We start from the raw sequence: 19,435 nt of genomic DNA on the forward strand, positions 1-19,435 counted from the left end.
CAAATAATTAGACATGAGGATATATATTACAATACTTATGTTAGGTTGTATGTTTTTAGCGTTCCCTCAACAGCAAAAAACCTACTTTGATTCTCAAATCGCCCTACATTTGAAAGCTTATAAAACTAAGTCAGAAATTGCTATGCAAAATGGTGATAAAGAACAGGCTAAGTTTCTTTTTGATTCCCTTTTTGAAAATCATTTAAAATTTAGTCATATTAGGGATTTTTCGCTTAACAAAGTTAAAGGCGGCACTTTAAAAACATCATCTATTGATAAACCATTCCTTTTAATTACCAAATCTTCTTGGGAACAAATTAAAAAAGAAGAAGTTGATGAAATTAATAGAATGTCTAAAATGTATAAAGGGCAAATTGAAATCATCATTTTATTTTGGGATTCTAAAGACAAAGCAAAACAACATTCTAAAAACTACAACTCAAACGTTACTGTTACTTATATAGATGAGCGTGATAATAACGCAAATCATATTATTAAACCATTTAAGCATTCATTTGGAGCACCAGCTTGTTTCTTTTTTTCCGAAGAGAAACAACTTTTGAAAATTGATAAAAAATTCACAATCTCAAATGCAGATAACAGATCTGATGTTGCTTTTAATGTAATTCATGAAAATATTAAATGGATGCTTTTTAGTGATGAGCCAACAAATAGTGGGATTATTACAACTTTACAATAATTATAATAAAGGAGCCCAAAGCCTGCTAAATGACTCTTTCAATTTATTAAATCTAGGTCTGGTTTTCCAACGTTCAAAATCAATGACCTCACAATCTTCAATATCTTTGATAAATTGAGTTTTTAAAATTTTACTTTCTTCGGAATCATACATCAAGGCATTAATTTCGAAATTAATATTGAAACTTCTGTTATCTAAATTACAAGTTCCAATTGTTGCGAATATATCATCTACAACCATCGTTTTTGCATGAACAAAACCTTTACAATAACGATACACCTCAACTCCTGCCTCCAATAATGGCTCTATATAAGAATTTGTTGCACTCTCTGCTACCCAACTATCAGAACGTTTAGGGATTATCAATTTAACATCAACACCTATCTTAGCTGCAATTTGCAAAGCGGTAACCACTTGATCGTTTGGGATGAAATAAGGTGTGGTTATGTAAATATAACTTTCGGCATTATTTATAGCTGTTAATATTGCTTCCATGATATTTGCCCAATCAGTATCTGGACCACTGGCTGCAATTTGTATGGCAACATCCTTTTTACAATCTGTTACTGGAAAATAACTTTGCTTTATTTCAATAGAATCTTCTGTTACAAAATCCCAAGTGGTTAAAAAGTGAAATTGTAATACTTTAACTGCTTCTCCATAAATTCGTAAATGTGTATCTCTCCAATACACACTAGAATCTTCAGTATTTACATAATTATCAGAAATATTTATACCTCCTATGTAACCTATTTCACCATCAATAACTACAATTTTTCTATGATTCCTATAATTAGACTTACCTGTTAAGCTAGAAAAAACAACTGGCATAAATGGATAATGTAAAACACCACTATCATTCAATTGACGTTTCATTTTTGAAGACAATTTACTACCAACATCATCGTAAGACATTTTTACTTCAATTCCTTCTTTAGCTTTATTGCATATAATATCTAATAGTTTTGTACCTATGGTATCATCTTTAATAATGTAATATTCTATATGAATATGATTTTTAGCATTTTGTAAATCTTTGAGTAAGCGCTCAAATTTCTTTTCACCATTAAAAAGTATATCAACCTCATTTCTAATTGTTAAAGGAGACCGCTCACTGGCTTTTAGAAGTTTCACCAGTTTAATCTTATCATCTAACTTTTCATTTAAAACTCTTAAATCCTGTTTTTCAGCTGATAAACTTTTACCTGCAGACTGAATAACATGTGAGTTAATAATATGCTTTCTATTAAAAATTTTGGTTTTGCGATATTGTTGGCCAAATAGATAATAAATGACAAGCCCAAAAAAAGGAAACAGTGCCAAAATAATAATATAAGACACTGTTTTTGTTGGATTTATATTTTTTAAAAGAACCGTAATAATTGCAGATATCGCCAATAAATAATTGACAATAATCAAAACTGAAAAATAATGTTCTTTTAGAAAGTCAATCATTTAAGGCTTAGTTGAATAATACCCTTCTTTTGGGATTTCAATCACATATTTTTTTCTTGAAGAATTATTAAGCTTTGGCTCTCTTAACCAAGGATTATGAATCTTTAGAATTTTATAATTAATACCATATCGTTGGGCAAATTTTGTAAAATCTGTAACTGCAGTATCAACTTCAACTTTGTAAGTTGGAATTGGTTTGTATAAATCTTGAGCTGTGAAATTAAAACCATATTTTTTTGGATGACTTAAAATCTCTTTTAAAGCCACAATTCTAAATAAATAACGTCCTGTTTCTTCTCCTAAAAGTAAATCATAGTAATCATCTACTGCTTGATCTCTTAATCGATTAGAAACTCCTGCATTACCTGCATTATAAGCTGCGGCTGCAAGCGTCCAAGACCCTAAATTTTCTTTAGATTTTAATAAGTACTTACAAGCAACTTCTGTTGCCATCTCTAAATGATAACGTTCATCTACATTTTTATTAACTTCTAAACCATTCTCGCGTCCTGTTGCTGGCATAATTTGCCAAACGCCTCTTGCTCCAGCTGGAGATACTGCGTTTGTTAATCCACTTTCTATAACGGCTAGATATTTAAAATCTTCTGGAATACCATGTTTTTTCAATATTGGTTCTATAATTGGAAAATACTTTTCGGCACGTTTAAACATTAATAAACCGTTTGATTGCCAATAGGTATTTACTAACAATTCTCTGTCCATTCGCTCTAAAATATCTGGATCTTCTAATGGCATAGCTTCTCCTGCAAAATCTAAATGATCTGGTACAGATAAAGCATAGACGTTATAATCATTAATTAGTTTTGGTGCTTCTATAACTTCTTTATCTGAAACTGTATTATCTGAATCGGTTTTATCAGTCTGTACTGCAAAAATGAATAAACAAGACACACATATTAAGCCAATAGCAGCTAAAATATTTTTAATAATTTTCATAACACTTTTATTTAGGGACAACCATTAATTGGTTGCATTTCAAATGTATAAAATTAAATGATGTGTTTGTAGTTAGTCTAAAATTAGTTTTGGTAAATTTTCGTTAAACCATTTATATTTATTGATGATCATGATGTGAGTTCCTCCTTTGATAACAATACAATTTCCTACGCAAGAATGAGGAAATACAGCATCTTTTTCACCATGAATATAAATAGCATCTTTATTAGGAGTTTCTTGATTCCATTCTATGATATTTTTAATTGACCAATCTAAATAATACTTATCATTAACCGATAAGTATTTTTTATATAATTCAATACGTTTCGTTATCGTTTCACCAAAAGCATATTTTGCTAAAAAATCAATATTTGAGACCAATTGAGTAGGTAATATCTTGTATGCCTTAGTGTATTTCATAACTTTCATTCGTTTAGGCAACTCATGTTTAGATTTGACACTCGATACGACAAATAACTTTCTAAGTGAGATATATTTACTCATTTCTTGAACTAAAATTCCTCCAAATGAAACCCCTAACAAAACGATGTTTTCATGCTTGATATGTGTTTCTATCATTCGCTTTGCGTAAGCCTCTAAAGTTTCACTTTTATTAGGAATCATCCACTCTAACCAATGAATTTCAAATTGATCTTCTGGCAACTTAATATGCTCAAATATGATAGGGTTTGCTGCCATTCCTGGCATAAGGTAAACATGTATAATTTCTTGTTGCATAAGTGATTAAATTAACGATATGTAATATCTGTGATATTTTTCGTAAATTTGTAATACAAAACTATGCAAAAGTATAGTTCCACCCTACCGACCATTGAATTAAATACAAATTATTATGATTGATGCTGCTGAATTAACAGACAACGACTTTCTACGTCAATTTGAGTTGAAAGTACAAGATGAACTAGCAATAATTGAATATTCTAGTCAAGATCGGAAAATCTTTTTAACCAAACTTATTATTCCAGAATGTGTAACCGACGAAAATTTTGAGGAAGAATTTCTTACCTTAGTTTTTGATCATATTGCAGAAAGCAGTTTGAGCGTTGTACCTACAAGTCCTGAAATTGCAAAATTTATTAGGCGACATAGAAAATACAAAAAAATGCTACCTGTTGGCATTAGAATATAAAACACAAAAAAATCCGAAACGTTTTAAGTTTCGGATTTTTTTTCGCTATCAATCTAAAATCTATGGGTTGTTATATAAAAAAGTAATATCTTGAAAGGTTGGTTGTTTTCTTAACTACCACTTGCTGTTAAAAACAATAATACTACAGTAATTAAGGATGCAATTAATAATTTTCTCATTTTCTTGTTTAATAGGTTTTTATTAAAATCGAGCAAATATAATTCAAGATTTGAACTGCACAAATATTATTTCATGTCTTCGGAAATAAAACGATATAACACTATTTTTTAACGTTGAAACAAAAAATTCCGAAGAAATTATCTCCGGAATTAAACTATTTATGTGATGTTAGATTATAACTTGGTATACGACAATACTAAATCTCTTGTTTCTATAATTGTCGTAAAATCTTCATTATAAATTTCAACTTCATCAACTAATATAATATCAAATAAATTATTGCTAATTGTAAAAACATTATCATTAAACTGAAATGTATTAACATCAACTTGACTAAAGCCTGTAGCAAAACTAATCACACCTTCTGCACATTCTATATTAACATCATAAGTTGTATCAATTTCAGATTTTGTAATATTTATAGTTGGGTTATAAGTTTCATTTGAAGATACAATGCTAGAAGTTTCAAACTTTAAAATTTCATTATTGACGCAATCAATCTCATTTAACAAGTTAAGATGACTCGTTCCATCTTTATCAATATCAAAAGAAGTTCCAATACTATAACTAGTTAATTTCCATTCTCCAATAACTTGCGATTGATTTACAACTTCTTCTTTAGCACAGGAGCTTAATAAAACGAAGCTAATTGTAAGTATGAGGGATATTTTTTTAAACATAATGAATTATTCATTTGAAATGTAAAGATAGTTGACATTCAATGTCTTCCTAATAAGTTAGACAAGATTAACATATAATCGACAACGCAACATTACACCAAATTGTATACAATTTAAACCGCATATTCTTCTTGAAAATTAAATCTAACCAAACCATCGTCATCAATTTCAGTGAGTTTAACAGCTTGTAGTGTATTTACCAACTCTGGGTTCCAAGGTGCTTTAACTTTTACATAATTTTCTGTGAACCCATGAATATAACCTTCTTTGTTCTCACTTTCAAAAAGTACAGTTCTGGAACTTTCTAACTGACTTTCATAAAATGAACGTCTCTTTTTTACTGAAAGTCCTCGCAACATCTTACTACGTTTAGCTCTAATATTTTTTGGAACAACACCTTCAAGAGAAGCTGCTACTGTATTATCACGTTCTGAATACGTAAACACATGCAAATAAGAAATATCTAATTCATTGAGAAAATTATAAGTCTCTAAAAACAACTCATCTGTTTCTCCAGGAAAACCTACTATCACATCAACACCAATACAAGCATGAGGCATGACTTCTTTAATTTTTGAGACACGATCTACATATAACTCTTTCATGTAACGACGACGCATTAGCTTAAGTATTTCGTTATTTCCACTTTGTAATGGAATATGAAAATGAGGCACAAAGGCGTCACTTTGAGATACAAATTCTATGGTTTCGTTTTTAAGCAAATTTGGTTCTATTGATGAAATCCTTAAACGCTCAATACCTTCTACTTTATCTAGAGCTTTCACAAGTTCATAAAATGTATGCTCATGCTTTTTATTCCCAAATTCTCCTTTTCCGTAGTCACCAATATTAACACCTGTAAGCACAATTTCTTTAATGTTTTTTGCTGAAATTGCTCTGGCATTTTCAAGAACATTCTCTAAGGTATCACTTCTAGAAATCCCTCTAGCTAAAGGAATCGTACAATAGGTACATTTATAATCACAACCATCTTGTACTTTTAGAAAAGCACGTGTGCGATCACCAATCGAGTAACTCCCAACATAAAAATCGGCTTCTTCAATTTCGCAACTATACACTTCTCCCATGTCATTTTTTGAGAGATCATTGAGGTAGTCTGTTATTTTAAATTTCTCTGTGGCACCAAGTACTAAATCAACACCATCAACATCTGCTAATTCTTGTGGTTTTAATTGCGCATAACACCCAACTGCTGCAACAAAAGCTTCCGGATTTACCTTTTGGGCTTGTTTAACAATAGATTTAAAACGTTTATCTGCATTTTCTGTAACAGAGCATGTGTTGATGACATAGATATCTGCTTTATCCTTGAAGTCTACGCGTTCAAAACCTTCCGAAGAAAAATTTCGAGCGATTGTAGATGTTTCAGAAAAATTGAGTTTGCAACCCAACGTGTAAAATGCGACTTTTTTATCCATTAAATCTGTTTAGAATTTCTGTAGGCTTAGAAATCTATTATATTTACTTGTTTCTAATTTAGAGTTGGTAAATTTACGTAATACTTAACCATTTTACAATCTATTCGCCTTCTCTACATTTAAAAATCAATAATTTATACATGTATGTCTCAAGCAGAAGCTAGAATAAAAGAGGTTATTTCTTTTCTTAATAATAAAGATACGGTTCTTGGATATCGAAAACTCATGGATTGTGTGATTGATACTCAGGATTTAGATTTGTTTAGGGAAGTCATAGCATTGACCGACTGGAAAGAACAATTCCCAGAGAAAGAAGAGGAGTTAATTGAGCGATCTCTTGCTATTTTAGAACGGGTTGCAACCATTCCAATTTCAGAATATAACACTAAAAATCCAGTGGTTATTGGTAGCGATTTGATTAAAAGCTATGGTTATAATCGGTTTAAACTTGGACCTATTTCTGTAAAAATTCATAAAGGCGAAGTGTATGGTTTGGTTGGCGAAAATGGAAATGGTAAAACAACATTGCTTCGTGTGTTAGCTAAAGAAATCAAACATAATGAAGGTCTGCTTGATTTTAAATTTGACACGACCTATAATTCAGAATATGATTTGAGAACAAATTTGGTATATATCCCTCAACGTACTCAAAAATGGTATGGTAGCTTAAAAGACAACCTCAAATTTGTGTTGTCTAATTATGGGATTCCACCAGAAGAAAATGAAACTAGAGTCTTAATGATGATTGCTCGTTTTGGTTTATGGAATTACAAACACCTCAAATGGAGTGAACTCTCATCTGGTTATAAAATGCGTTTTGAATTGGCGAGAACATTATTACGTCAACCAGAATTATTACTGCTAGATGAGCCTTTAGCGAATCTAGATGTATTGGCACAACAAGTGATTCTCGAAGACTTAAAGTCCATGTGCAACTCTATTAATAATCCTATTGCACTCATCTTGAGTTCACAGCAATTGTATGAGGTTGAGAAAATTTCTGATAAAGTTATTTACCTAAAAGACGGACAATACAAAGACAACAAACAGGTGGTTACTGACGAAGACAACCAACTTATTGTAGAAATTGATTGTGAAGCTAAACGTGATGAGCTCATGACGATTTTTGAGAATTTAAATCTCGAAAAACTAATTTATAATGGTGGAATTTATGTGGCATACTTTAACCAAAACACTGCATTTTCATCTGTTTTAGAATCGCTTGGTAAACATAAAGTAGATGTTACCTATACTAGAAATATTACTAAATCTACAAGACGATTCTTCGTTTCTTAATCTCGCTTCAAAATGAAAAAATTTATTTTTAAAACTAATCAATATTTATTGGAGCGTTATCCTACGATTTGGAATACAAAGCTGGTTTGGATGCTCTCGATAGCTATTTTACTTCACATTGTGTTTTTTGTGTTTGGCTTATTTACACTTGCTAATCCTAAGATGCTACAAGAACGTAATGTTCAAAGTATATTTTTTGAAAACGGGAGCATCTTTTTGTCCATAGTCATTTCTATTTTACTACTTGTAGCTTGGGTCATTTACATGTTTAAAAACAATGCTTTTAAAAACTTTTATCCATCAACGAGACTAAAGTTATTTGGGCAGTTTATCTCTTATATCATCATTATATTTAGTTGTACAACATTTTATATCTCTTATCAATATGGAATGAAAACTCAAATTATTGCGACATATCCTGATGAACAAGTCAATAAAGAAATTGAAATTGCTAATGATGCAGCATTGTTTCTATCTGAAGATATTGCAGATTACACCTTAAACAAACGTAGGTTCCCAAAACCATTTTACGAATTATATTGTGAGGATAACTCTAAGTTTATAGACTATGATAAGTCATACCTTTCTTTTGAAGAAGATGACTACCAATACTATTCGCTTCGTACCATTGAAACTCCAATCGATGAGCCTTTTAACAATACCATAATTGAGGGCTCTAGTGACTCTTACCAAAACACAGGATATGTATTTAACAAAACCACAGATTCTATTAGAACTTACTATTTTAAGGACTCTGTTGTTAATGTTCAAGGTCTAGTTAAAACAGCTTTTCCTAGTTATTACAATATGTCTTCTACATTTTTTGTTTCTAGAAACGACACACTTAATGATGATGATGATTACAAATATGATTATAGCTACAATGATTATAACTACAATGATTATTTAGATTATGATTATAATTACAAAACGTCCTTTTCATTAAGAGATCGTTTAAGAAACAAGCGTAACTACGAACTTCTAGAGCGTAATGACAAACAAGAAATCAAGCAACTTTTAGAAGACTTTTTAAAGTTCTCAAACTACTATAAAATTGATCACAGCCTAACCACAGTTGGCTGGTTAAATTTAGTGTATCATCCTAATAATTTTGAAGTCAAAAACTTTATTAGAGACGAAGCAAAAAGTGAATATGATTACCCAGAAGTTATTGCCGTAGATAGAACAAAAACAGAAGAGTTTTATTACAATCACTTAACAGACTATCATTATGAAAACAGTGCGCTTCGTAATGTATTTGAAAACATTGAAAGCATAAAAGCAAGTGATCCATTAGAGAGTATTCATGTATTTATGTGGATAGCCTTCTTTTTCGCAGCCATTATATTTGTTTTTAGAGTTACAGGTCTCAAACAATTACTATTTAGCATTATTACCGTTGGTGTACTCACGTTGACCATTTCTCTAGTTGCTGCTTTAATATTTTATCTTGCTGGAAATGGTGATGCTGCAGAGTATTTCATGGTCTATTTGATACTTGTAATCGCAACCCTCATTTTATTAATCCCAATTGTCTTTTATAAACGCATAAAAAAGTTAGTAGTTGCTATTTGTTTAAATATTTCTATCGTTGCGTTTCCACTATATATATTGTTAATACTGGTCATAATTAACATGCATCAATTAGATGCTTGTAATAAGTATTATAGAGATATAAATTATCACTGTAACACAATATTTGATCTTTTTGAGTTTGGTTGGAGTTGGATTTTATTTTTCTGCGGAATTATTTTCATATTTTTCTACACCAAAATCATTAAAAACTGGAAATCACTTCCCGAAGGTTAATCTATGAACAACAATTATAAACACATATTACTATTATTTTTGGTTCTCGTTTTGTTGTCCTGCGGAAATGAAACAACAACCCAAAAAGATCATCTTGTTTTTAGATATAACGAACACAAAAATATTGGCTCTTTAGATCCTGCGTTTGCCAAAGACAATGCAGACAATTGGGCAATTAACCAACTGTTTAACGGTTTAGTGCAAATGGATGAAGATCTTAATGTGCAACCTTGTATTGCAAAAGAATGGACTATTTCTGAAGATGCACTCACCTACTCGTTTTCACTTCGTGATGATGTGAAATTTCATAAGCACACTCTCTTCGGAAATGACTCAACTAGAACAGTTGTAGCCTCAGATTTTGTATATAGTCTCAACCGATTATTAGATAAAAAAATAGCATCACCTGGACGATGGACTCTCAACAAAGTTGACACCTTTGAAGCTGTAAACGATACTTTATTTCAAGTTAAGTTGAAGCAACCATTTCCTGCTTTTTTGGGATTATTGACCATGAAATATTGTTCGGTTGTGCCAAAAGAAATTGTAGAGCATTATAATAGTGATTTTAGATCTCATCCTATTGGTACAGGACCATTTCAATTTAAACGATGGGAAGAAAATTTGAAGCTCGTTTTCCGAAGAAATAATACGTATTTTGAAACTGATGATATAGGTGAAAAGCTACCATATCTAGAAACTGTTGCCATCACATTTTTACCAGATAAGCAAAGTGAGTTTTTACAATTTGCTCAAGGTAATATTGATTTTGTTTCTGGATTAGATGCGTCTTACAAAGATGAAATTCTCACAGCAACAGGGAACTTGAGAGCGCAATATGCAAAAGATGTTAAAATGATTAGAGGTCCTTATCTCAACACAGAGTATTTGGCGTTTTTCATGGACTCTCAAGTTTCAGAAATGCAATCACAGCTATTACGACAAGCCATCAATTACGGCTTTGATAAGCAAAAAATGATGACTTATTTACGTAATGGAATTGGGATTCCTGCTTATGGTGGTTTTATCCCAAAGGGACTACCTGGTTACGACGAATCCATAGGTTTTACATTTCAGCCAGAAAAAGCGAAGCAGTTAGTACAGCAATTTAAAACAGAAACTGGTATTTCAAACCCTGAAATTACCATTACCACAACAAGTAACTATTTGAGTTTTTGTGAATACATCCAACGAGAACTTCAAAAAATTGGAATCATAGTAAATGTAGATGTGATTCCTGCTGCCACATTAAAAGATGCAAAAGCTAATGGTAAACTAGATATGTTTAGAGCAAGTTGGGTCGCAGATTATCCAGATGCCGAAAATTACTTATCCTTATACTCAAGCAAAAATTTTGCGCCTAATGGTCCAAATTATACGCATTTTAAAAGTGAACAATTTGATGCTTGGTACCAAGAAGCATTTACAATTACAGATACGAAGCAACGTGAAGCACTCTATACAAAAATGGATAGTTTAATCATGTCACAAACACCTGTTGTCACCTTATTTTATGACGAGGTTGTTCGTTTCACACGTAAAAATGTAAATGGTTTAGGAATAAATCCAATTAATATGTTGGATTTAAAACGTGTTAAAAAATCTACTCTAAAGTAAAATAGTAAATATCATCATCACCTTTACCTTTTGGTCGTCTAGACGAGAAGTAACCTTTTGTTCCATCGTCATTTATAATATAACAAAAATCATCGCTTCTGCTATTAATTGGTTGTGGTAAGTTTATAGGCTTTGTGGTTTCTGGATCACCATTTAGATCATAGCTGTAGATATCTAATCCTCCAACACCTCCAACTCGATCTGAAGCAAAGTATAATACATTGTTTTTGCTCACAAAAGGAAACATGTCTTTTCTAGGCGAATTGATTTTTTTACCTAAATTTTCTACTTTTCCGTATTCACCATTTCCAATAATTTTCACCTTAAATAAATCGGTTTGACCATGTGCTCCATCAGCATTAGACGTAAAATATATTGTAGAACCATCTGGACTCAATGTTGCGTGACCGTAATTATAATTTGGTTTACAAAAAGGTAATGGCTCAAAATTAGTCCAACCAATACCTTCAACATATTCACCTCTTTGAATATTAAGGTTTATAGATTTTAGTTTTCGCTTATACGATTTACCACGTTTCATAAAATTAGTAGTAATGTACATGTATTTACCATCATTGCTAAAACCAGCACTTGAAGTGTTAAATACAAATTTTTCAGATTTATTAAATTGCTTAGGGTTAATAATTTCACCGTCTTCAGTCATTTGAGCTTCGAACATGGTAAAAATCAATCGCTTATCATTATCACGTCTTGCTTTATTTCTATTATCAAGCATATAAGAGGTATAATAGACTTTATCACCTTTATAGAAAACAACACCATACTGACTTTTATCGTCGTTAAGTTCTAGGTTTTTGATAGTGTAGGTTTGGGCAAACCCAAAATTTAATGCCAATAGTAAAATAAAAGGGCTAATAAACTTCATGTTTTTATAATTTAAGGTTAACTTTTTCTCCATTTTTTGGTCTCTTCAAAGACGTGTTCTAAAATGGTTTTATCTACTTCAGTAAATTCTATATCTCGACGTTTCATAACTACTTCAGCAACTTCAAACGCTTTATTAGTTAGATATGTTGTAAAACCTGAGTTTCCTCCCCAAGAAAAACTTGGTATAAAATTTCTAGGAAATCCACTTCCAAAGATATTAGCACTAACTCCAACAACTGTACCAGTATTAAACATGGTGTTAATTCCACATTTGCTGTGATCTCCCATCATGAGTCCGCAAAATTGCAGTCCTGTTCTAGCAAAACCTTCTGTTTGGTAATCCCAAAGTCTGACTTCGGCATAATTGTTCTTTAAATTTGAGTTATTGGTATCTGCTCCAAGGTTACACCATTCACCTATTACAGAGTTTCCTAAAAAGCCATCATGACCTTTATTAGAATATCCAAAAATGACCGAATTATTAACTTCTCCTCCAACTTTACTATGAGGTCCAACAGTGGTTGGTCCATAAATTTTAGCACCTAATTTTACAGTTGCGTGTTCACAAAGCGCAAAAGGACCTCTAATGATACTACCTTCCATAACCTCTGCGTCTTTACCAATATATATTGGACCAGTATTAGCGTTTAGTGTTGCAAATTCTAGTTTGGCACCTTCTTCTATAAATATATGTTCAGCTCCAAGAACGTTGCAAGTGCTTGAAATTGGTTGTGATATTCTGTCTTGTGTAAGTAAATCAAAATCTGCCTGGATAGCTTCTCCATTAATTGCAAAAATATCCCAAGTATGCTCTATTTTTGAAACTGTCTCATTACATTCAATAGCATCATAAGTCTCAAAATTTACTTCTTCTTGAGAATCTTTTGTATAAAATGCAATCACATCTTCTCCAGAAAATACAGCTTGATTTTCTTTCAATCCTTTTATAATGCTAACTAGTTTGGCATTTGGCAAAAATGAAGCGTTAATCATAACATTTTCATCTAACTCTACCATTGGATATTTCTCAGATAAATACTCTTCGGTGATTGTTGTAGTTGTAGACCCTAAATGGTGTTCCCATTTTTCTCTAATGGTAAGAATACCTACTCTAATATCTGCTACTGGTCTTGTAAACGTAAAAGGCAAAAGGTTATTACGTGATGGTCCATCAAAAAGAATGTAATTCATATCAAAGTTAGATGTTTGAAGTTAGAAGTTTTTCACTCCTGCTTATAATTCAATTATATATATCAAAAGTAGATTAATTATAGAAAACAAAAAAGCCTTCGGAAAAAATCCTGAAGGCTTTATAACTATTTTGATTCTAAGCTTATTTTTTAAACTTAGCGTATTTGTTTTTGAACTTATCAATACGACCAGCTGTATCTACTAATTTAGACTTACCAGTGTAAAATGGGTGAGATGTTCTAGAGATTTCCAATTTAACTACTGGGTATTCAACACCATCAACGTCAATTGTTTCACTAGTCTCAGCAGTAGATTTAGTTAAAAACACGTCTTCATTAGACATATCTTTAAATGCTACTAATCTATAATTTTCTGGATGTATTCCTTTTCTCATCTCTTTATGCTTTAAAATTCCTTACTATTTTGGAGGTGCAAATTTAAGTAATTTTTGTAAATTACCAATAAATTATTTCTTTTTTTGTTGAGAATTAATTTAAACTTATTCTAAGAAGAAAATTGTAACGTTTTAAAACAAATATATACTAACCAATCATATTAACTAATTATTCAATTAAAATTATGGAAACTCAACCAATTACAGCAGGAAAATTTGGAATTAATTATGGCATTATACTAGGTGTCGTTATGATTGCCATTTCAGTGATCACTTATGTAACAGGCATGGCCTTAGAAGGCGTGCAATGGCCAAATTACTTGTATTACATTATATTTCCTGTGGTTATATTTTATGCTATTAGCAAATACAAATCGCATAATGCAAATGTGTTAACGCTTGGAAATGCTATTAAATTAGGCGTCATTATTGGTGTGATTAGCGCTATAGTTTACATTGTTTACTTTTTAATATTTACTTATGTTATTGATCCAGAATTTATGTCTCAATTGATGGAAGTTGCAGAAGAAAACATGCTAACTCAAAATCCTGATATGACACAAGATCAAATAGACCAAAGCTTGAAATTTATGGAAATGTTTCAAAGCCCAGGAATTATTAGTGCTTTTTGGATAGGTATGAGTGCTCTTTTTGGACTAATATGGTCACTAATTGCTGGACTAGTAATGAAAAGTAAATAATCTATAGAGCTTAAATAAATTCAGTATTTTTGAATTATTAAATTTTCAAAATCACTAAATGAATATATCAGTAGTCATACCACTACTTAACGAACAAGAATCTATAACAGAATTACACGATTGGATTGCAAAAGTTATGCAGTCCAATCGTTTTTCGTATGAAATCATTTTTATTGATGATGGTAGTACTGATGATTCTTGGGCTACAATAATGGCATTATCACAAAAAAACGAAAGTGTAAAAGGGATTCGTTTTCTTAAAAACTTCGGAAAATCGCAAGCCTTACACGCTGGTTTTGCTAAAGCAGAAGGTGATGTGATCATAACCATGGATGCAGATTTACAAGATAATCCAGAAGAAATCCCAGAACTCTACAACATGATTGTCGTTGATAAATTTGATCTGGTTTCTGGATGGAAAAAGAAACGCTATGATTCTGTAATTTCTAAAAACATGCCATCTAAATTATTTAATTGGGCTGCTCGACGAACGTCTGGAGTTAAACTCAATGACTTTAATTGTGGTCTTAAAGCTTATAACAACAATGTGGTTAAAAACATTGATGTTAATGGCGAAATGCATCGTTATATTCCTGTGCTTGCAAAAAATGCTGGCTTCACTAAAATTGGTGAGAAAGTCGTACAACATCAAGCTAGAAAATATGGTGAAACTAAATTTGGAATGGACCGCTTCATCAACGGATTTTTAGATTTAATTACGATTTGGTTTTTATCACGCTTCGGAAAACGTCCAATGCACCTATTTGGCGCTTTAGGCGTTATTATGTTTGCTATAGGTCTTGTATTCGCAATGTATCTAGGAATAGACAAATTATTTTTAAATCAAACAGGACGATTAATTACTGAACGTCCGCAATTCTATATTGCATTAACAACAATGATATTAGGATCTCAGTTTTTTGTAGCTGGATTTTTAGGTGAACTCATTCTACGGTCAAAACGTGATAGTAGTCGCTATTTAATCAAGCAAGAACTTAATTTTTAATATCCAACTGATTTATTACTAGCTTAACGCTTCAAAATTATTGAATTACGTATTTTTACATTATAAACACATCACATGACACATATTGAACCACAACTATTAGAGCGTGTAAACTCTTGGTTAACACCAACTTTTGATCAAGACACTCAAAATCAAATAAAAGATTTAATTGCCAACAATAAAGATAATCTTAAAGAGAGTTTTTATAAAAATCTTGAGTTTGGAACTGGTGGTATGCGTGGTGTTATGGGAGTTGGAACCAACCGAATTAACAAATATACGCTAGGAAAAAACACCCAAGGATTGAGTAATTATATGAAAACTCAATTTCCTTCGGAAACTTTAAAAGTTGCGATTGCATATGATTGTAGACACAATAGTAAATCATTAGCAAAAGTGGTTGCAGATGTGTTTTCAGCTAACGGAATTCACGTTTATCTCTTTGAAGATTTACGTCCAACACCAGAATTATCGTTTGCTTTGAAACATTTAAATTGCCATTGTGGTATTGTACTAACAGCATCACACAATCCACCAGAATACAACGGTTATAAAGTGTACTGGCAAGATGGCGGACAATTAGTACCACCAGAAGATGCTGAAATCATTGCAGAAATAAATAGATTGGCTTATGATGAAATTAAATTTAAAGCTAATGAAGATTTGATTGAATACATTGGTAAAGAAGTTGATGACGTATTTATAAATGAATCTATAAAAAATGGGAGTTTTGATACCTCTTCCGAAGCAAAAGAAAATTTAAATATCGTATTCACTTCGCTCCACGGAACATCAATTACCGCAATTCCAGAGACCTTAAAACGTGCTGGCTACTCCAATGTTAATATCGTTGAAGAGCAACGCGAACCAAATGGAGACTTCCCAACTGTGGTATCACCAAATCCAGAAGAACCTGAAGCTTTAAAAATGGCTATGGAATTAGCTGATAAAGTTGATGGCGATATCGTCATTGGTACAGATCCAGATTGTGATCGTTTGGGTGTAGTAGTTCGTAATTTAGAAAACCACTTAGTGATTCTAAATGGTAATCAAACGATGTTATTAATGACCGATTTTCTATTAAAACAATGGAAAAACGCCAATAAAATTAATGGTAATCAATTTATTGGATCTACAATTGTTTCTACACCAATGATGTCTGTTTTAGCAGCTGCATATAACGTAGAATGTAAAATTGGATTGACAGGTTTTAAATGGATTGCTAAAATGATAAAAGACTTTCCTACTATGGATTTTATTGGTGGTGGAGAAGAAAGTTTTGGGTTTATGGTTGGTGACTTCGTAAGAGATAAAGATGCTGTAACCTCTACGCTACTAGCTTGCGAAATTGCTGCACAAGCAAAAGCAAATAACACAACAATGTATGAGACTTTAATTGATTTATATGTTGCGCATGGCTTTTATAAAGAACGCTTAGTATCTATAACTAAAAAAGGAATTGAAGGTGCTCAAGAAATTAAGCAAATGATGATTGATGCTCGAGAAAATCCATTACAAACTGTAAATTATTCTAAGGTGGTTTTAATTGAAGATTATCAATTATCAATTTCTAAAAATACAGTTACTGGAGAAACGACAACAATAGACATCCCAAAATCTAATGTTTTAATTTATCATACAGAAGATGGTAGTAAAATTGCATTACGACCAAGTGGGACAGAACCAAAAATCAAATTCTATATTAGCGTAAATACAACTTTAGACAATGTGTCTGCATTTAAAGAAACGGAACAACAATTGGAAGCTAAGATTGACAACATTTTAAAAGACATGAAACTTAGTTAATGGATTATATTAAAAAACTTACAAGATTCATTGTTCCGTATAAACGCTTTGCAATATTAAATATCATTTGTAATGTTTTTTATGCACTTTTTGGAACTTTGGCAATGGTTTCTCTAATGCCGATTATAAACATTTTATTTGGCGAAACTGAAAAAGAATACATTAAACCTGAGTTCTCAAGCTTTGGAGATTATTTTGTAAAAGATAATATTGTTGATTACTTCAATTTTTTTGTAACCAATAAATTAGAAGTTGATGGTCCTAAAGCGACATTAACGTTTATGATCATCATCATCATTTCTCTTTTCCTACTCAAAAACTTTTTTAATTATCTAGGGCTTTATTATATCACATTTTTACGAAATGGTGTTTTAAAAGATTTAAGAAATGAGATTTATGAAAAAACACTAAGACTCCCTATTTCATTTTTTTCTGAAAAGAAAAAAGGAGATATTATTGCAAGAATTTCGGGAGATGTCAATGAAGTACAAACCTCTTTATTATCCATTTTAGAATTGATTGTAAAAGAACCGCTAACAATCATATTTGCAATTGTAGCTATGTTTTTAACAAGTGTTAAACTTACTATTTTTGTATTCTTGTTTATTCCTATTTCAGGTTTTATTATCTCAATTATTGGTAAAAAGTTGAAAAAACATTCTGAAAACGTTCAACGAGAACAAGGCATATTTTTATCTACTTTAGAAGAAACTCTTGGTGGCTTAAAAGTTATTAAAGGCTTTAATGCTGAATCTAGTTTCGTCTCAAAATTCAAAGAATCTACACAACGGTTTTTTGGATTTTCAAACCAATTATTCAATCGACAAAATTTAGCATCACCAACGAGTGAGTTTTTAGGCATTGTCACCATTGCAACCTTACTTTGGTATGGTGGTAGTATGGTATTAATTGACAAAACCTTATCTGGAGGTGCATTTATTGGTTTTATGGCCTTAGCTTATCAAATCCTTACACCTGCAAAAGCTATTAGTAAAGCATCTTATAGTGTAAAACGAGGAAATGCAGCTGCAAATCGTGTACTTGAAATTATAGAAACTAAAAGTACTTTAGAAGATAGTATAGATGCGCTTGTAAAAACTGATTTTACTTCGGAAATTGGCATCAACAACATCTCATTTAAGTATGAAGACAACTTAGTCCTTAAAAACTTTTCTATTAAAGTACCTAAAGGAAAAAGTGTTGCTCTTGTTGGACAATCTGGTAGTGGAAAATCAACCATAGCAAACCTCGTCACTCGTTTTTATGATGTCAACGAAGGTGATATATCTATTGATGGACATGATATTAGAACCATTACGAAACATTCATTACGTAGCTTAATGGGATTAGTCACACAAGACTCTATTCTCTTTAATGATACAGTAAGAAACAATATTCTCATTGGAAAGGAAAATGCCACAGACGAGGAAATCGTTGAAGCTTTAAAAATTGCCAATGCATGGGAATTTGTAAAGGATTTACCTAAAGGCATTGAAACTAATATTGGAGATTCTGGAGGTAAACTTTCTGGTGGACAACAACAACGTTTAAGTATTGCAAGAGCAGTTCTTAAAAATCCACCAATAATGATTTTGGATGAAGCAACATCTGCACTTGATACAGAAAGTGAACGCTTAGTTCAAGATGCATTAGAAAAGATGATGAAAAATAGAACTTCTATCATTATCGCACACAGATTATCTACTATTCAAAATGCAGATGAGATTATTGTAATGCATAAAGGAGAAATTGCAGAGCAAGGAACTCATAATGAGCTCATGGCAAAAAATGGTGTCTATAAAAAATTAGTTGATATGCAGAGCTTTGAGTAAAAAGGCTAAAGCTTAAATTCAGCTTATTGAAAATAATCAAAATAAGGTGACTGAGCTTGTTAAAATATAATATTTCCGAAGTAAATAGAAAAAAGAAAAGGATGCTCCGTTTGGTGGCATCCTTTTCAGTTAATTACCATATTTGGGGAAAATGGTAATAAAAAGTAGGTTAGACTCAGACAAACATAAATGAAATAAACGTACAAAACAAGAAAAAACTGCATTTCACCCCTTTTAATTTACACTTTATCGATGTTTTTAAATGCAAATAACTAATATTCAACACTTTATATAAAAAGTTATTTTCAATTAAACTTTCTGTAAATTGTTGAGT

17 protein-coding genes are annotated in these 19,435 nt (G+C 31.4%); 9 read left to right on the forward strand and 8 right to left on the reverse strand.

Going from position 1 to position 19,435, the window contains the following annotated elements; translation table 11 throughout:
• Positions 1 to 13: 13 nt before the first annotated feature.
• Positions 14 to 700 carry a hypothetical protein gene (locus WNY78_RS04950; RefSeq protein ID WP_342872079.1) on the forward strand — a complete coding sequence of 229 codons (687 nt, stop codon included), beginning with the start codon at positions 14 to 16 and terminating at the stop codon, positions 698 to 700.
• Here the strand turns inward: WNY78_RS04950 and cls are convergent, their stop codons facing one another.
• From cls to WNY78_RS04965, 3 genes are all read right to left on the reverse strand, one after another.
• Positions 701 to 2,155, reverse strand: coding sequence for a cardiolipin synthase (gene cls, locus WNY78_RS04955; protein WP_342872080.1), 1,455 nt, complete (start codon positions 2,153 to 2,155; stop codon positions 701 to 703).
• On the reverse strand, positions 2,156 to 3,112 hold the full coding sequence (locus WNY78_RS04960; protein WP_342872081.1) for a lytic transglycosylase domain-containing protein: 957 nt from the start codon (positions 3,110 to 3,112) through the stop codon (positions 2,156 to 2,158).
• Between the two features lie 72 nt (positions 3,113 to 3,184).
• The gene (locus WNY78_RS04965) at positions 3,185 to 3,850 is read right to left on the reverse strand and encodes an alpha/beta hydrolase (protein ID WP_342872082.1); all 666 of its coding nucleotides are present in this window, start codon (positions 3,848 to 3,850) and stop codon (positions 3,185 to 3,187) included.
• Positions 3,851 to 3,965: 115 nt separating this feature from the next.
• On the opposite strand from WNY78_RS04965, the gene WNY78_RS04970 reads away from it, so the two are divergent.
• On the forward strand, positions 3,966 to 4,262 hold the full coding sequence (locus tag WNY78_RS04970) for an N-acetyltransferase (RefSeq protein ID WP_342872083.1): 297 nt from the start codon (positions 3,966 to 3,968) through the stop codon (positions 4,260 to 4,262).
• A 353-nt stretch (positions 4,263 to 4,615) separates the two neighbouring features.
• On the opposite strand, the gene WNY78_RS04975 is transcribed toward WNY78_RS04970, so the two are convergent.
• Positions 4,616 to 5,122 (reverse strand): hypothetical protein, encoded by a 507-nt coding sequence (locus WNY78_RS04975; protein WP_342872084.1) that lies wholly within the window; start codon positions 5,120 to 5,122, stop codon positions 4,616 to 4,618.
• Between the two features lie 113 nt (positions 5,123 to 5,235).
• The gene (gene mtaB / locus WNY78_RS04980; protein WP_342872085.1) at positions 5,236 to 6,561 is read right to left on the reverse strand and encodes a tRNA (N(6)-L-threonylcarbamoyladenosine(37)-C(2))-methylthiotransferase MtaB; all 1,326 of its coding nucleotides are present in this window, start codon (positions 6,559 to 6,561) and stop codon (positions 5,236 to 5,238) included.
• Positions 6,562 to 6,705: 144 nt separating this feature from the next.
• On the opposite strand from mtaB, the gene WNY78_RS04985 reads away from it, so the two are divergent.
• From WNY78_RS04985 to WNY78_RS04995, 3 genes are read left to right on the forward strand one after another with little or no spacing between them, the layout of a single operon-like run.
• Positions 6,706 to 7,857 carry an ATP-binding cassette domain-containing protein gene (locus WNY78_RS04985; RefSeq protein ID WP_342872086.1) on the forward strand — a complete coding sequence of 384 codons (1,152 nt, stop codon included), beginning with the start codon at positions 6,706 to 6,708 and terminating at the stop codon, positions 7,855 to 7,857.
• Positions 7,858 to 7,869: 12 nt separating this feature from the next.
• Positions 7,870 to 9,666 (forward strand): hypothetical protein, encoded by a 1,797-nt coding sequence (locus tag WNY78_RS04990; protein WP_342872087.1) that lies wholly within the window; start codon positions 7,870 to 7,872, stop codon positions 9,664 to 9,666.
• Positions 9,667 to 9,669: 3 nt separating this feature from the next.
• On the forward strand, positions 9,670 to 11,283 hold the full coding sequence (locus WNY78_RS04995; RefSeq protein WP_342872088.1) for an ABC transporter substrate-binding protein: 1,614 nt from the start codon (positions 9,670 to 9,672) through the stop codon (positions 11,281 to 11,283).
• On the opposite strand, the gene WNY78_RS05000 is transcribed toward WNY78_RS04995, so the two are convergent.
• The 3 genes from WNY78_RS05000 to WNY78_RS05010 form a co-directional block, all read right to left on the reverse strand.
• Positions 11,270 to 12,169 carry a hypothetical protein gene (locus WNY78_RS05000; protein ID WP_342872089.1) on the reverse strand — a complete coding sequence of 300 codons (900 nt, stop codon included), beginning with the start codon at positions 12,167 to 12,169 and terminating at the stop codon, positions 11,270 to 11,272. The two genes, WNY78_RS04995 and WNY78_RS05000, sit on opposite strands and share 14 nt — an antisense overlap.
• A 17-nt stretch (positions 12,170 to 12,186) precedes the next feature.
• Positions 12,187 to 13,362 carry a GlmU family protein gene (locus tag WNY78_RS05005; RefSeq protein ID WP_342872090.1) on the reverse strand — a complete coding sequence of 392 codons (1,176 nt, stop codon included), beginning with the start codon at positions 13,360 to 13,362 and terminating at the stop codon, positions 12,187 to 12,189.
• Positions 13,363 to 13,504: 142 nt separating this feature from the next.
• Entirely contained in the window at positions 13,505 to 13,756 is a 252-nt protein-coding gene (locus WNY78_RS05010; protein ID WP_342872091.1) for a type B 50S ribosomal protein L31, read from the reverse strand.
• 185 nt (positions 13,757 to 13,941) lie between these two features.
• Here WNY78_RS05010 and WNY78_RS05015 point away from each other — a divergent pair, with 185 nt between their 5' ends.
• The 4 genes from WNY78_RS05015 (at position 13,942) to WNY78_RS05030 (ending at position 19,101) form a co-directional block, all read left to right on the forward strand.
• On the forward strand, positions 13,942 to 14,457 hold the full coding sequence (locus tag WNY78_RS05015) for a DUF4199 domain-containing protein (RefSeq protein ID WP_342872092.1): 516 nt from the start codon (positions 13,942 to 13,944) through the stop codon (positions 14,455 to 14,457).
• 58 nt (positions 14,458 to 14,515) lie between these two features.
• Positions 14,516 to 15,463: a glycosyltransferase family 2 protein gene (locus WNY78_RS05020; RefSeq protein ID WP_342872093.1), complete on the forward strand. Its 948-nt coding sequence runs from the start codon at positions 14,516 to 14,518 to the stop codon at positions 15,461 to 15,463.
• A 75-nt stretch (positions 15,464 to 15,538) separates the two neighbouring features.
• A complete protein-coding gene (locus WNY78_RS05025; RefSeq protein WP_342872094.1) occupies positions 15,539 to 17,269 on the forward strand; it encodes a phospho-sugar mutase in 1,731 nt (576 codons plus the stop codon).
• Complete coding sequence (locus WNY78_RS05030; RefSeq protein ID WP_342872095.1) at positions 17,269 to 19,101, forward strand: ABC transporter ATP-binding protein; 1,833 nt, start codon at positions 17,269 to 17,271, stop codon at positions 19,099 to 19,101. Before WNY78_RS05025 ends, WNY78_RS05030 begins: the two co-directional genes overlap by 1 nt.
• The last annotated feature ends 334 nt before the right edge of the window (positions 19,102 to 19,435 follow it).

The organism is Psychroserpens sp. AS72, from assembly GCF_038900375.1.
GTDB lineage: Bacteria > Bacteroidota > Bacteroidia > Flavobacteriales > Flavobacteriaceae > Psychroserpens.